The organism is Mycoplasmopsis bovigenitalium, from assembly GCF_002356075.1.
Taxonomy (GTDB): domain Bacteria; phylum Bacillota_I; class Bacilli_A; order Mycoplasmatales; family Metamycoplasmataceae; genus Mycoplasmopsis; species Mycoplasmopsis bovigenitalium_A.
The window spans coordinates 111383-127139 of record NZ_AP017902.1 but is presented as its reverse complement, the minus strand read 5'-3'; the positions used below and the strand labels follow the sequence as shown (position 1 = coordinate 127139).

The following is a 15757-nucleotide window of genomic DNA, read 5'->3' as shown; positions in this document are numbered from 1 at the left end:
AAAAAAAGCAAGTCATACTTGCTAGAATGCGTCAACATTGTCAATAAAAACTGTATCAGATTGATTTTTTTCATTATTTTCATTGTACAAAATGAATTCGCGAGTTATATTTTGGGTATTTTCTAAGTTCGCTGAATAAGTGTTATATTGGTCAAGATCAACAATTAATGTGTCTTTATAGTTAAAACTTGATTCCAAGTCAATTATTGTTGTTTTTTCAATTGTGTCATTCAGCCCATTACCACCTGTTCCCTCAGAGCTAAGTTTTTTAAACATGTTATAACTTGCTATAAATGAGTGTCCCGGAGACACCTCGTATATTTCAGGAAATTCATACTCTTTTATGTTGTCTTGCTTAAATTTATCAATATTTTGAGTATTCATATAGGATTTAAAAATAGGATGAAGTGGGTTTGATAAAACTTTTTTAATTCGACCAAATTCAATTAGTTTATTATTGAAAAATACAAAAATACTATCAAAATTATTTTGTTTTATTAACTCAAGATTTGAGGTGATAAAGCAATAAGTAATTTTATTTTGTTTACACAAGTCGCCAGTAATTCTTAAAAATTCATTTTTCAATTTGTGATCAATAATTTGTTTATCGTCGTTAATAAACAATATTTTTGAGTCATTAAATAAGCGTGATAAAAGCCCCATTTTATATTTTGAAATATTCGAAATATTATTTAATGGTTTAATTAATGCTTTACTACTGAACGACATTGTCTCAATAATTTCAGAAAGCCTTAAAAACACATCAATATAAGTGATTTTTTTGTTTTTAAGATCATACTTATTAAATACCAATTCCCTTATAAAACCAATATATTCGAAAACAAATGAAATTGATTTATATACTCAATATATATTTTTAATTGGCTCTAAAATATTGCCAAGTGGTTTTGTGTTTTTTGATTGGTTTTGGTCAATAATGCTCTTAATTTTTTTGCTTATATTTTTAGTTAAATTAGTTAATGATAAGTTAACATTTTGAATATTTTTGGCATTAGTATTTATTATTTGTGATTGCAAAATTTTATTTTTTAGTTCTTGACTTTGCAACATTAAGTTTCAATCAATTCTTGCAGATTCTAATTCAGTTTGGTTTTGCAACTTATTAATTTCCGCATCATAAGATTCAATACCAAAAACATTTAGAGATTTAGATTTTTCTTTTTTAACTTTATTTTTTAACTTTCGGATTTCATCACATATTATTTCCTCGTTTGACCTACTCAGTTCAATATATTGACTTAAATCTAAATAAAATTCTTTGTTTATGATTGAATCAATGGCCATTTTTTTCATTTTTTTATCTCGCAAGCTTGAATCAGCAAGGTTATTGTAAATAAATAATGATATTTTTGAGTTTATATAAGTGTTTAAATCAGCAATATTTTCCAAAGATAAATGTCTTAATTTTGGCTCACTATATTTCATTTCTTTTTTAACAGCTTTTAACACAGAAATTGATTTATATATTTGTCAATATTGATAAGAGGTTGTTGAAAAAATGTTTAGTTTTTGTTTATCTAATTTACTTGATTTTGTATATTTGAAAATTAAATTGCGTATGTGTTTTTTAGTGGTTTTTTCACTGTTTGAGCGATATTTTTCAAGAAATTCAATGTCTTTATTCATATCGCGAATGAAACATTTACGCTTTAATGATTCCTTAGAAGTTTTAGACATTTGTTTAAGCATTTTTAGTCTAGAATAGTTGGTTTTAAGTTTGATTTTGGCTTTTAATTCATCACTGTTAAAGTAGTTATGCGATAGTTTTTTTACTAGTGAATTTATTTCATTGATAATAGAAACAAATTTGGAAACTAAATTTTCAAAAAATCATTCAAAATAATCGACGTGTTTATTAACAAGGGATTCTAATTCATCAAATGAATCTTGGTTAATTAATTTAAGTAGTTTATTTTGAAATTGTTTGTGTTCGCGTTTATAGTCAACTAATTCGCCATATATTTCGTTTGTATTTTCTTTAAGTAATTTTAGTAGTAAGCTTTGGATTTTGTATTGATTTTCTTGAAAAAGGCTTGTCAAAAAATCAATCTTCTTTTTAGAAGCAAAATAATTGTCAACAATCCGGTTATACTCGCTAGCAAGAGGGATTGTGTCAAATTTTAAGTTGACACTATTTAGATTGAAAAATGATATTAAATCAAGTATTTCTTTGTGGTTAACACTTTGTATTAATTCACTATTTTCATTGAAATAATTCAATGTTTTTATCGCGTCATTTGACTCGATAATTTTTTTTATTTCTCCATTTGCAAATTCGCTTTCTTCATCTAAAACTAAAAATGCATTAGCTGAATTTCTATGTAATGTTAAATTAGTTATTTCAGAATAAGAAGTGTTATTATTTTTGAAATATTGTTCTAATGAAAATATATTTTTGTTTTTAGCCATATTTTAATAGTATATATTAAATTATGATTATATTGTAAAGAAAAAATCAGCTCGCAAGCTGATTTAAGATTGGTAATTAAAGTGAAAACAATTAGTTAAACTAATTCAATAATAGCCATAGGCGCAGAGTCACCTTGACGAGAAACTATTTTGTAAATACGTGTGTATCCACCGTTTCTTTGGGCATATTTAGGCGCAATTGTGTCAAATAAATGTTTTAGAACTGTATCTTTTTCATTAACAAGAGTTGGACGCAATACTGAAGCTACTGCACGACGATTTGCTAGAGTTGGGTTTTTTGCTTTTGTAATTAGTTTTTCTGCGTGACGACGTAATTCTTTTGCACGAGTTAAAGTTGTTGTGATACGGCCATTTTTGAATAATTCACTAACTAATGTACGAATAACACCAGTTCTTCATTTAGTATCACGACTGTAAATTTGTTTTGGATTAGCCATTATTCTTCTCCTTTAGTTAATTCGAAACCGAATTCTCTTAATTTTGCAACAATTTCATCAAGAGATTTTCTACCTAAGTTTTTAGTATTTTCTAATTCTTCATATGTCATAGCAGCAATTTGAGATAGTGTTGAACGACCAATTTTTCTTAAAGCATTCAATGAACGAACAGAAAGATTTAATTGAGAAATATCATAATCATTTTCTTCTTTTTCTTCGTCACCAACAATTTCATCTTGTTTGAAAATTGATTCAACAACCATATCTTCAACTTTACCAATAACAGTAAAGTGAGCAGCTAAAATTTCACAAGCTTGTTTTAAAGCGTCTTTTGCAGCAACAGTTCCATCGGTGGTAATGTTAAATTCTAGTTTTTCTTCAATATCAGTTGAAGCAGAGTTTAATTCGCTAACTGAATAATTTACGTTTTCAATTGGACTAAAGTTTGAATCAGTCGCAATTAAAATACCTTTTTTGATTCCTGATTGAATTTGATTTAAGAAGTTTACTGAAGCAATAAGTTTTTTGTTTTTTTCACTTGGTACATAGCCACGGCCTGCTCTTAGATACATTTCTAAGTGCAATGAACCTTTTGCACTAACTGTTGCTAAGTGAACAGATTTACTTGTTATTTCAACATTTGAATTAATAACTTGAAGACTTCTTGATGTAACCTCGCCTGGTTGATCTGCATAAAGCACAACCTTAATTATTTCATCATCATTAACCAATTCAGGTTTGTATTGAAATTTAACTTTACGCAAGTTCATAATTAATGCTGTAACATCTTCTACAACACCATTTATAACTTGGAATTCATGCTCAACACCTTCAATTTTAACTCCACACATTGCTAATGAAGTAATGTTTGAAAGAAGCACTCTTCTCAATGCAACAGCAACTGTTTGCCCAAATCCTCTTTCTAGAGGTTGGATTGCAAAAGTAGTTGTATTAACATCTTTTGTATTTGAGTTAATAGTGTCAACTTGTGTATATTCAAGTTTTGCCATTTTTTCCATATTTTCCTCCTTAGGTTATTTATCTCTATCTCATTTTTTCGCGTTTTAGAATACGTTTTGGAGGTCTTGTACCATTGTGAGGTACAGGTGTAACATCCTTAATTTCAGTAACTGTAATTCCAGAAACTTCAATTTGTTTACGAGCAGCATCTTTACCAGCACCTAAACCTTTTAATTCGACTCTAACAGTTTTCATACCACGTTCTTTAGCTAATTCTGTAGCAGCTTGAGCAGCTAAACCTGCAGCATAAGGGGTTTTTTTCTTAGAACCTTTGTAACCAATAGCTCCTGATGATGATCAAGCAACAACGTTTCCTTGTTCGTCAGCAAAAGTAACAATTGTGTTTTGGTTTGTTGAGTGAATGTGTGCAACACCACTAACAACAGGTCTTTTCTTAGATTTTTTTACTTTAGTATTTTTAGTTGTAGCCATAATTAACTCCTAATTATTTTTTCTTACCTGCAACGGTTTTTCTTGGTCCTTTACGTGTACGAGCATTACTTTTTGTTGATTGACCTCTTACTGGTAGACCTTTACGATGTCTCATGCCACGGTAGCATTTAATTTCCATTAAACGTTTGATGTTTAGTGATACTTCACGGTGTAAATCACCTTCAGTTTGGTATTCTCTAGCAGCTTCACGAATTGCTGAAAGTTGTTCTTCTGTTAAGTCTTTTACTCTAATGTTTTCGTCGATTTTAGCTTTAGCAAGTATTTCTTTTGCTCTTGTTGGCCCAATTCCAAAAATGTAAGTTAATGAAACAACTACACGTTTGTTATTAGGTATCTCAATATTTAAAATTCTAGCCATTTATATTCCTATCCTTGTCTTTGTTTGTGTTTTGGTTGAGCGCAGATGATTCTAATAATTCCTCTACGTTTGATAACACGACAATCTTTGCACATTCTTTTTACACTAGCTCTAACTTTCATGTTTTCTCCTTATTTATGACGATAGATAATACGTCCAAGTTGTAAGTTGTATGGACTAATTTCTACATCTACTGAATCACCAGGCAAAATTCTTATGTGATTTACACGCATTTTTCCTGATATGTGAGCTTTAATTACCATGCCGTTTTCTAATTCAACTTCATATTCATCAGTTGAAAAAGCTTGTTTAACAACGGCTTTAAATTTAATAGCATCTTTTGCCATTTATATTCCTTTCGTTAATACAACGCCCTTTCCGTTTTTAATGAGTACAGTGTGTTCATAATGCGAATTTGTTAAACCACTAGCGCTAACAATAGTTCAACCATCGCTTTTCATTTTTATTTTAGCGTTTTTTTGCATAACCATTGGTTCAATGCAAATGACCATTCCATCTCTTAGAAGTGGTCCACTACCTCTGTAGCCATCATTATAAACATCTGGATCTTCATGAACATTGTAACCAATGCCATGACCGCAATATTCCGATGGTGTATAAAAATTATTTTTTTTGATAACCTGGCCAATAGCATAGCTTATATCGCCTACTCTTGCCCCAGGTTTAATAGCAGCTAATCCAGCTTCAAAAGCTTGTTTTGCTACATTAATTAATTTTTTATTAATTGGCGAAATAGTTCCAACACCTTTTGTAAAGGCACTGTCACTATTCATACCTTTATATGTACAACCCAAGTCACAGGAAACAATATCCCCTTCTTTTAGTACATAATCACTAGGTATGCCATGGATCAATTCTTCATTGACAGAGATGCACATTGTGGCGGGAAAGCCGTATAAACCTAAAAATGCTGGTTTAGCACCTCTTTTTACTATTTCATTAAAAGCGATTGAATCCAGTTCTTTTAATGAAATTCCGGGTCTTATGTTATCATAAACAATTTGTTTGACTTCTGCCAGGATTTGACAAGATTTAGTTATATTTTCTATTTCAATTGGATTTTTGTAATATATCATCTTGTTTCCCTAATGTTATATAAATATAACATTTTAATATTATCAAAAAAACATAAAAACACAAATTTATTTTTAGGATTTTTTAGTTTATTAAAATTTTGCTTTATTTTTTTATATATTTAATTTAGTGGAATTTTGAATGTAATAGTGGCAAAATTCTAATTTGCCACAATGTCTATACGCATTTTATATAATTAAGTTGAAAATAAAATTAAATTTTGAATTACAAGGATAGTATTAGATGATAAATTTTTGCAATAAATTTATCATAGTCATTTATGATAACGTTATCACCAAAATCTGAATCTACGTCGTCATATTTAACGTTAAAATCTTCTTGATGTGTTAAAAAATAATCCTGATATTCAGAAAAATTTTTAGGATTAAAATCAGCACGCGTTTGTAAATCAATAACTACTAAGAGAGTCTTATTTGGTGTATGAAAATAATAGTCTGTGTTATCACGGCTCATTTTGACATATTTTTTTAAATTTTCAGCAGAAGGATAATCTCATCTAGATATATTTTTGCGCAGATCATAATAAGGCATCTTTTTAGAAATTATAAAGATTTGAAAATACGGGATATTATTTGTGCGTATATTTGCCGTTTCTCCGAGCATATTTTCAAAATAATTATTAGAATTCTGTTTATAGTTTGACATTACGAATTTAACTGCGATTCCTGCAATCGCTTTTTTATTTTTAGTAATTGTGACATCAACTCTTTTATCAATATATCGTCCGTTAATTTTACCCTCTTTACCTCTATTAAAGCCTAAACTTTGCACTTCGTACTCGTCGCCTAATTTTTTACTTAAATCTTTAGCAATAGCACCATGCAAAATTTTTAATTTAGCATTGCTTCGAGGCCCCGAAGTAAGCGAGGTTAAAAAGGCTTCTTTTAGAATTTCCAAAAAATTCATAGTTATAGCTCCCATATGTTTTTGCTGAGTTTTTTTGATTTTTGCAGTTTATAACAAATATATTTTTTTATGTCACTTGACGAGTAAGTAAAATAACCACCATTCTTATACTTTCCCAGCATTGAGACATAACTTATAAAATCTTGATCTCTAAGTATATCCTTAATTATGTTCAGATTTATATTTGTAAGAATATATAAACCTGAAAAAACACCCTCCCCTGGTTTTAAGGCCACTAACTTTATATCTTTATGTTCTTTTATTAAATTATTTATCGCTATTTTTTGCTTTCAAAAGTCTTTTACTCCTTGGCTTCTGCCAAATTCATATCAAACATTTTCATTGCTTATACTTCTATTTTTCAATGTTTCTTGATTTTTTAATAAATAATCTTGCAAATCTTTTTCAAATATTGAAAAATCAATTATTTGACCATTTTCATCGTATGGAAAAAATACCTTTCTTCATTTTTTAGTGGATGCTTTTACTATTGGATGAATAAATTTTGAATCGAAAGAAAAGTCTTCTTTTATAAATATTTTGTCCGATAATGTTGCAAAGCCATTTTTTACATCAAGAATCGTGCTTTTGGCGCTAAAATTTACTATCTCGCTTAATTTATTTAATTCTTCTTTTTTTGCGAAATATCATCTTTTATTGATGCAAAAATCTTCATAATTTAATATATCTATGAGATTTTTTTTCTTGTTATCTTTATCGAAAATAAAATAATTTGCTTTTGTATCATTATTATTTTTATCTAGTTTTAATATGGCTGTGAAAGTTGTGAATTTATCAAATACTTGATAGTGCTTAAAATCAATGACAGATGTCAATAATTTGTTTGAAATTACATACTCTCTAAATTGTTGCCCTGCCACACTATTGAATATAGAAGATGGGGTTATATAAGCCAATTTGCCAGTTTCGCACAACATATTAATACCAATTTCGTAAAACGAAATAAATAAATCAGTCATGCCGCATTTAGTAAATTTATTTTGTTTCAAGGTTTCAAGGTTGTTTTTTAAATTATGGACTCTAACATATGGTGGATTTCCAAAAACATAATCCATTTTATTGTTGAAATCATCTATTTTGAGTGCATCGCCTTGCTTAATATCTCAATTAATATCTTTTACGCCAAATGATAAAGCAATTGCGTCAAGATTTTGCTTGCATTTTTCAACAGCATCTTCATCAATTTCAATTCCGTGAATATACTTTTGAAGCTCAGCTCTCAATTTATCATTTTTGTCTTTATTCTCTGGTGCATTAAAAAACGAATTGATGTATCTATGAGCAATTTCTTTTAAAAATGCACCAGCTCCACAACTATTGTCAATAACGTGTTTTTGCAGAATCTCTTCACCATCATAACCGGATTCATCTAAAATCATTCTCACAACATAATCAGGAGTATAAACAACGCCATTTTCTTTTATTTTATCTTTCATAATTTATACTCCTATCAATTCTAAATCTTATAGTTTGCTCTTTTTTTATTAAAAAGTGATATTGAAATAATCTTATATAAAATTTATAAAACATTGAAAATAATAGATTTTATTGCACAAAAATTATCATTTATCTATCTAAATTGTATTATGAAAAAATCTTTTTTAAGAATCAAAATAAACTATTTTAAAAATTCTAGTATTACAACCATGAAGGTGGCGTGATTGTGTTCTAAAATATATCATCTTGTTTCCCTAATGTTATATAAATATAACATACATATGTTACGAATGTTACCAAATATCATAATAAATTTAATATTTATTTTTATTTAAGTTTGGTTGTAAATCATTAATTTTTAATGGGTGTATTTGAATAATTTTTTGAGTATTTTTTTTAATAAATTTATTTATTAATTTGCAAAATTTTAATTAAAAATTAACAAAATAAGTTTTTCCTAAATATTAGTATTCTTGAAATTTTTATTGTAAAAATTATTCAAATTTATTAGTTATTTTTTCTTTAATTTTAGTATTTTGCGGCTAAAATTGGGTTATTTTAAGCAAAAAATGCAATTTATTATTACTCTTTAATTGATAAGTTGCGTCAAAAAATGATAATAAAAAGCCGAATAAGCGGCCTTAAACTACTTAACTTTGTTAATAACATCAACAGCAATATCATTTGCGTTGCCATTGGCATCAATAGAAATTATTCTGTTTTGACTTGCATAAAAATCTAATAATGGTTGAGTTGATTCATGGTATATATTTTGTCTTACCTTGATAGATTCAATAGTATCATCGCTTCTTGTAATTAGTTCAAAGTTGTCTTTTTCGCACTTATCAATTAGCTTAGAAGGCATGTATTCTATATGGTAACCCGCATTGCATTTTGGGCAAAATCTTCGACCCGAAAGTCTTTTTAAAACAAGATCTTCATTCGCAAATAAAGAAATAACTTTGTAATTAAAACCAGTTATTGAATCAAGAAATTGAGCTTGATTAATTGTTCTTGGATAGCCATCTAAAATTACAACTTTATTTTCGCTCATTAATTCGATTAATTTATTTTTTACTATTTCATTAGTAACATCATCTGGAACATATTGTCCTGATTTAACTATTTCACTAACTTTTAACCCTAAATCGCTTTTTTTAGCAATTTCTTCACGAAAAATACTTCCTGTTGAAAGGTGAATATAATCGTGGTTGTTTGCAATTATTGCAGCCACTGTGCCTTTTCCAACACCAGGAGGGCCCATAAAAACCATATTTGGTTTGCTGTTTTTTGTTGTTATCATAATAATCCATCCCTGTTTGGTTTTTTAATAGTTTCTTTTTTCTCTGGACCATGTTCTTCATATGTTTTTTCATATGCTATTTGGTCACTAATTTGACGAGATAATTGTTTTTGTTTTGATAAATTAGATGATTTTAATCTAGCTTTAAATTGATCAATTGTTTCAATAGCTACAGAAACTAAAATCATTATGCTTGTTCCGCCAAACGAAATTACAGGTGGTCAATGTATCAAAATGATTTGTAAATATTGAAATGATGCAAGTATAACTAAATAAAATGCGCTAAAGGTAGATAATCTCAATACAATGGCGAACAAATAATCCTCAGTTTGTTCGCCAGGTTGAATTCCGGGAATATATGTTGAGTTTTTCGCAAAATCTTCACTTATTTTGTCAATTCTTGATTGTTGAATACCCATTAGATAGCTAAAGAAGAATGTGATCACAACTAGCAATGACAATCCAAGAGGAGAAGTAAATTGTAAATATTGTTCAATTCAAGCTTTTGCAGCATTGCCACTTGGCAATAATCTAGCAATCATTATTGGGAATGAAACAACCATTGTTGAGAAAATAATTGGCATAACGCCGCCAGGGTTCAACTTGATTGGCAGTTTTCCCATATCTTTAAGATTTTTTGAACGGCCAGCTCCAATTTGTTGAATAGGAATATGACGTTCTGAATTGTAAATAAGGGCTACAACGAAAATTGTTAATGCAAAAATAAATATATAAGTTATGAAATTTAAAGAACCAATAAATAATGTTGAAGCAGAATCTGAACCAATAAAGTAACTAATAGCCTGTTTGAATTGGTTTGGTAATGAGAGGGCCATACCAATGAAAATTAATAGTGATGTACCATTACCAATACCTTTGTCAGTAATTTGCTCAGCAATGAATAGGGAAAATAGTGATCCCCCAATCAAAATCATAGGAACAACTAAGTATGTTGTAACTTCAAGGGTTTTAGGACCATACATTGGAATAATTTCAATAAATGGGTTTTCACCAGAAGCTAGTGATTTTGAAAGCATAATAGCTTGTGGAAAGGCAATTAAAAGCGTTAATATACGAGTTATAACATTAAGTTTTTTTCTACCTAATGGCCCACTTTGGCTTAATTTGTGGATTGGCGGGAAAACTCTAGTTTGCAAAATTGACATGATTAATGAGGCATTAATGAATGGGCTAATTCCAAGTGCAACAATTGAAAAGTTTCTAAGGCCGCCCCCACCAACAAGGTTTAAAGTGCTTAAAAAAGTGTCATCAGTTAGAGTTTCTAATGATTTAATTTTTATGAACGGTGTACCAATTGTTGTCATAATCACATAAATCGCAAGAAAGCCAAACGTAAACAATATTTTTTTGGTCAAATCCTTATTTTCTCAATATGATGTTCATCATCTTGAGATTTTAAGGAAAAATTGAGAAAATTTATAAGTAAAGTTCCTAAAAAATTTTTTCATATATTCCTTTGCAAATATTTTTATATAAAAGTTTTTTTATTATACAAAATAATAAGAGAATTAATAAAATTATTTGCTTTTGATATTTAGTAATTTTATTGCTTTGCTTATTACATTTTCTACATTAAAACCAAACATATTAAATACTTTATCAGCGGGCGCTGAAAGGCCAAATTCACTAGCTAAAATTGCATCAAAAATTGTATATTTAGCAATCAAGTATCACATATGGTCGCTTGATGCTTCGATTGCCAAAGTAGGGAATTTTATTAAATTTTTGTGTTTGTTTTGTTCTAATTCTTTAACAAATCACTGTAAGACAGGAACCGAATAAACATTAACATTGATTTTGTGCATAATATGCAATTTATGTGCTGCTTCATAAGCTAGTTCAACTTCTGATCCACTCGCTAAAATATTTATTGTTTTTCTATTAGAAGTTTTGGTAAATTTTTTTACCAAATGAATTGATTTTAACTCATTTATGTCAAAAGCATGTTTATATGATTTTATTGCTTGTCTAGATGCAATTAAACAAGTCTGTACTTTAGATTTATTCAGTGCATATTCATATGCTAACTTGCTCTCAAATTCATTGCTTGGCCTTATAACAAGTGTGTTTGGTGTCGACCGCAACATTGCTAATTGCTCAACTGGTTGATGTGTTGGCCCATCTTCTCCCACACCATATGAATCATGAGTAAAAATATTAATTACAGGCAATTTCATTAATGATGCCAGACGGATTGCGCCTTTTGCATAATCAGCAAATGATAGAAATGATGCTGCAAGAGTTCTTAAATTTGAAGCTAAATTTATACCATTATTCAACGCTAACATTAAATGTTCGCGCACGCCATAACTAATATTTGAGCCACCATTATTAAATTCTTTATTAAAACCGATTAATGTTGAGACTTTTAAATCAGCAGAACCACCAATTATTAAATTATCTTTTTTCTCTATAAAACGAGTAATTTGGCCAAAATATTCTCGAATTGATAAATCATTTTTTTCAAATTCAAATTCTGATAAATCATACTTATAGTTGTTATTTATTAGTTTTGATAATTCATTATATTTTTTAATGTCAAGGTCAGCAAGTTTTTCAACATCTTTAGTTCAAGAATCATATTCTTTTTGTTTTGCTTTTCAGAAACTTTGGGCATACTTATAAACCTCATCATCATATTCAAAAGGAACAAGATTTTCCAAGTTCATTTTACGCTTAAATTGTTGAATTTGGCTAAGAGAATATGAACCCGCATGTGCTTTTAAACTGTTTTCAAGATTAGTGTTTTTACCAATTGAAGTTTTCACTTGGATATAAACAGGCCCTTGTAATTTTTTTGCTTTTTTCAATGCTTTTTCAATTGATTTGGGCTTGTCACTAGATTCAATAGTTTTTCAATTTTGGGCTTTAAATCACTTAATTAAATTGATGTTATTAACCTTATTAGAATTTGTATCTATCTGAACATTATTAAAGTCATGAATAAGAATTAATTTATTAATTTTAAGTGTACCTGCAAGTTGAATTGCCTCTTGTGCAACACCTTCTTGAATACAACCATCTCCATGCAAAGCATAAACATAATTATCAATTATTTTTAATCCATTTACATTAAATTTCTGTGCTAAATAATCTCTTGCTATCGCCATTCCAAGCGCCATAGCAATGCCTTGACCAAGTGGCCCTGTATTAGCATCAACAAAATCAAATCATTCTAATTCAGGATGACCTGGAGTTTTTGAATTTAATTTACGATAATTTTTCATCTCATTTTTTGCTAATAACCCCATAAAATGAGTAATTGCGTAAAATCCTAAACAGGCGTGCCCCGCTGATAAAACAAATTTATCTCTGTTGATTCATTTTGGATTGTCTTTTCAAATTTTTAAATATTTAGTAAACAAAGTTGCAAAAACTCCGCTTGAACCTAGCGCCATCCCGCTGTGGCCATTGCCCGTTGCATTTTGCGAGTCTAATACAAGTCCTCTAATGCTGGCAATTAATTTATCTTGTTTATTCACTTTTTTTAACCTCTTAACACTTTTTTTATAATTATATATTAATCTAAAATTTGCATTTTATATTGTTATTGCATTGTATAATTATCACATTATGATATCTGTTAAAAATTTAATTTTTAAGTACCCTGGAAATGAAAATAACGCCATTGATGATGTTAGTTTTGAAATTGAACAAGGAAAATATGTTGCAATTTTAGGCCACAATGGTTCAGGAAAATCAACTCTTTCAAAATTGTTAGTTGCACTTTATAAACCAGAATCAGGTTCAATCTCTATTGATGGAACTGAAATAAATTCAAAAAATTTACGAAAAATAAGACAGCAAGTTGGAATTATTTTTCAAAACCCAGATAACCAATTTGTTGGTGCAACAATTGAAGATGATATTGCGTTTGGACTTGAAAATAAAGGTATCAAACGTGAAGAAATGAAACCAATTATTGATGAGCTTTCAAAAAAAGTTGGTATGGCTGAGCATATAACTCGCGAACCACATTTACTTTCTGGAGGTCAAAAACAAAGAGTGGCAATTGCCTCTGTTTTGGCTCTAGATCCAAAAGTTATAATTTTTGACGAAGTAACATCAATGTTAGACCCATTAGGAAAGAAACAAGTTTTAAAATTAATTAGAGATATTCAACAAACTAGAAAAAAAACATTAATTTCAATTACTCACGATATGGATGAAGCTATTTTGGCAGATTATTGTATTGTGTTTTCTAAAGGAAAAATAATTGCTCAAGGTTCACCAAAAGAAATATTAAAAAACAAAGAAGTTTTACATCACGCAAAAATTGAATCACCATTTATTTATAAATTAAGTGAAAAAATTCAAGGAATAAATCCAAAATTCGATGAATCAGAATTATTGGAGGCAATATGCAAATAAAAATTCGTGATTTATCTCACACATATAATCGCGGCTCAAGAATGGAATTTACTGCGATTAAAAACCTAAACATAGATATCAAACAAGGTGAATTTATTGGCATTATTGGCCATACTGGCTCAGGAAAATCAACGTTTATTGAACATTTAAATGCTTTGTCTCTTCCTACATTAGGCCAAATAAATTGGTCATTCAAAAAAGACGTATTCAATAAAAAAACGAATAAATACGACAAAATTTACGAATCAATAGATGTAGTTGCTTCATGAGTAGAAAAAAATGTATATAAAAACGGATTTATAGAATATAAATACAAAACAAGAAAAGTTAAAAAAGTTTCAAATCCTAAAGAAATAAGAAAAAGAGTAGCAATAGCTTTTCAATTTGCTGAATATCAACTTTTTGAAGAAACTATCGAGAAAGACATCATGTTTGGGCCAATGTCTTTTGGTGTTTCCAAACAAGAAGCAGCAATGAGAGCAAAACAATATCTTAATTTATGCGGCCTTGATGACTCATATTTAAATAAATCACCTTTTGGTTTATCAGGGGGTCAAAAAAGAAGGGTTGCATTGGCAGGTATTTTAGCAATTGAACCTGATATTATTGTTGCAGATGAGCCAACAGCGGGATTAGACCCTGCTGGTGTAAGAGAAATTTTAAGTATCTTTAAAAAATTACACAAAATGGGTAAAACTATAATTATTGTTACCCATGATCTTGATAATATTTTAGAAGTTACTGATCGTGTAGTTATTATGAAACATGGTCGAATCGTTAAAGATGGGCCTACATATGATGTTCTAAAAGACACTGAATTTCTTGATAATAATGGGTTGCAATCTCCAAAACTAATGTCATTTATGACAAAATTGGAGAAAAAGGGTTGAAAATTACCTAAAATTAAATCACTTGATGAACTAGCCACATTTATTTCACAAAAAATTCAAGGAGATAAATAATGAACGGAATTGGTACATATATTTACGATAACACATTCATTCATAAATTAGACCCTCGAATAAAATTAATAATCAATATTGCCTATATTTCAATGACATTTGTTGCTTTTCATTTCATTAGTTTATTTATTTTATTGGTTCCATTAACAATTGCTTATATCATTGGTACAAGAAGTATCAAAAATATATTTAGCTTGTTAAAAATACCATTGCTTGTTGGTTTTATTGTATTTTTCTTAAATATTTATACAATGAAAATTACAAGCGAGCAAATTAGAGAAACTTATAAAGTCTTTTTCTATATCGACAATAATCGAACATATGCGCTAAGTTACGCAGTTATTGCTAGAACTTTATCACTGATAATTAGAATTTACATAATGATTATGGCCACTACATTATTTGTTGCTACAACTAAACCAATTTTACTGACTAAATCAATTGAAGATTTACTTATTCCATTGAAATTACTATTCATTCCGACACATATAATTGCAATGGTAATATCAGTTGCACTGCGTTTTATTCCAACCTTGTTAATTGAAGCTAAAAGAATTATTAAAGCACAAGCAAGTAGGGGTGTAGACTTTAAACATGGTAAACTAAAAGATAAAGCGAAAGCATTTACAACATTGATAATCCCATTGTTCTCTTCATCATTTGCAAAAGCTGAAGACTTATCAAATGCAATGGAAACAAGAGGTTATGATCCATATGGCAAAAGAACAAGATATCGTATTCTAGTTCCTCAATGAAAAGATGCGTTTATATTTTTATTAATGACTAGCCTTGTTGTTTTAATGATATTAATAAAATACCAAGTTATTACATTGCCATATTGATACGAAATTACTTCATTTAAAGCTTATTAATTAGCCAGTAAACTGGCTTTTTAATTTTA

At 28.9% G+C, this 15757-nt stretch carries 16 protein-coding genes; 3 read left to right on the top strand and 13 right to left on the bottom strand.

What is annotated here, in order from left to right; genetic code table 4:
* Positions 1-21: 21 nt before the first annotated feature.
* From MBVG596_RS00470 to MBVG596_RS00410, 13 genes are all read right to left on the bottom strand, one after another.
* Positions 22-2430 (bottom strand): MAG1360 family OppF-related protein, encoded by a 2409-nt coding sequence (locus MBVG596_RS00470; protein ID WP_096385529.1) that lies wholly within the window; start codon positions 2428-2430, stop codon positions 22-24.
* 95 nt (positions 2431-2525) lie between these two features.
* Entirely contained in the window at positions 2526-2888 is a 363-nt protein-coding gene (gene rplQ, locus MBVG596_RS00465) for a 50S ribosomal protein L17 (protein ID WP_004419366.1), read from the bottom strand.
* On the bottom strand, positions 2888-3907 hold the full coding sequence (locus tag MBVG596_RS00460) for a DNA-directed RNA polymerase subunit alpha (RefSeq protein WP_096385526.1): 1020 nt from the start codon (positions 3905-3907) through the stop codon (positions 2888-2890). The genes rplQ and MBVG596_RS00460 overlap by 1 nt, the downstream gene beginning before the upstream one ends.
* Before the next feature lie 25 nt (positions 3908-3932).
* Positions 3933-4340: a 30S ribosomal protein S11 gene (gene rpsK / locus MBVG596_RS00455; protein ID WP_004419369.1), complete on the bottom strand. Its 408-nt coding sequence runs from the start codon at positions 4338-4340 to the stop codon at positions 3933-3935.
* Positions 4341-4353: 13 nt separating this feature from the next.
* Positions 4354-4719, bottom strand: a complete 366-nt coding sequence (rpsM, locus tag MBVG596_RS00450; protein WP_004419371.1) for a 30S ribosomal protein S13 — start codon at positions 4717-4719, stop codon at positions 4354-4356.
* An 8-nt stretch (positions 4720-4727) separates the two neighbouring features.
* A complete protein-coding gene (gene rpmJ / locus MBVG596_RS00445) occupies positions 4728-4841 on the bottom strand; it encodes a 50S ribosomal protein L36 (RefSeq protein ID WP_004419372.1) in 114 nt (37 codons plus the stop codon).
* A 9-nt stretch (positions 4842-4850) separates the two neighbouring features.
* On the bottom strand, positions 4851-5066 hold the full coding sequence (gene infA / locus MBVG596_RS00440; RefSeq protein ID WP_004419374.1) for a translation initiation factor IF-1: 216 nt from the start codon (positions 5064-5066) through the stop codon (positions 4851-4853).
* Positions 5067-5816 (bottom strand): type I methionyl aminopeptidase, encoded by a 750-nt coding sequence (gene map / locus MBVG596_RS00435; RefSeq protein ID WP_096385523.1) that lies wholly within the window; start codon positions 5814-5816, stop codon positions 5067-5069.
* Between the two features lie 223 nt (positions 5817-6039).
* Entirely contained in the window at positions 6040-6741 is a 702-nt protein-coding gene (locus tag MBVG596_RS00430) for a hypothetical protein (RefSeq protein ID WP_096385520.1), read from the bottom strand.
* A 2-nt stretch (positions 6742-6743) separates the two neighbouring features.
* Positions 6744-8198, bottom strand: coding sequence for an HsdM family class I SAM-dependent methyltransferase (locus MBVG596_RS00425; protein ID WP_197701955.1), 1455 nt, complete (start codon positions 8196-8198; stop codon positions 6744-6746).
* A gap of 647 nt (positions 8199-8845) precedes the next feature.
* Positions 8846-9502 carry an adenylate kinase family protein gene (locus MBVG596_RS00420; RefSeq protein ID WP_225247174.1) on the bottom strand — a complete coding sequence of 219 codons (657 nt, stop codon included), beginning with the start codon at positions 9500-9502 and terminating at the stop codon, positions 8846-8848.
* Positions 9496-10971: a preprotein translocase subunit SecY gene (gene secY / locus MBVG596_RS00415; protein WP_096385517.1), complete on the bottom strand. Its 1476-nt coding sequence runs from the start codon at positions 10969-10971 to the stop codon at positions 9496-9498. Before secY ends, MBVG596_RS00420 begins: the two co-directional genes overlap by 7 nt.
* A gap of 69 nt (positions 10972-11040) precedes the next feature.
* The gene (locus MBVG596_RS00410) at positions 11041-13044 is read right to left on the bottom strand and encodes a transketolase-like TK C-terminal-containing protein (protein WP_268875527.1); all 2004 of its coding nucleotides are present in this window, start codon (positions 13042-13044) and stop codon (positions 11041-11043) included.
* Positions 13045-13096: 52 nt separating this feature from the next.
* On the opposite strand from MBVG596_RS00410, the gene MBVG596_RS00405 reads away from it, so the two are divergent.
* The 3 genes from MBVG596_RS00405 to MBVG596_RS00395 are packed head-to-tail and all read left to right on the top strand — an operon-like array spanning position 13097 to position 15728.
* Positions 13097-13894 carry an energy-coupling factor transporter ATPase gene (locus tag MBVG596_RS00405; protein WP_096385512.1) on the top strand — a complete coding sequence of 266 codons (798 nt, stop codon included), beginning with the start codon at positions 13097-13099 and terminating at the stop codon, positions 13892-13894.
* A complete protein-coding gene (locus tag MBVG596_RS00400; RefSeq protein ID WP_096385510.1) occupies positions 13885-14856 on the top strand; it encodes an energy-coupling factor transporter ATPase in 972 nt (323 codons plus the stop codon). The genes MBVG596_RS00405 and MBVG596_RS00400 overlap by 10 nt, the downstream gene beginning before the upstream one ends.
* Positions 14856-15728, top strand: coding sequence for an energy-coupling factor transporter transmembrane component T family protein (locus MBVG596_RS00395; RefSeq protein WP_096385507.1), 873 nt, complete (start codon positions 14856-14858; stop codon positions 15726-15728). The genes MBVG596_RS00400 and MBVG596_RS00395 overlap by 1 nt, the downstream gene beginning before the upstream one ends.
* Positions 15729-15757: the final 29 nt, after the last annotated feature.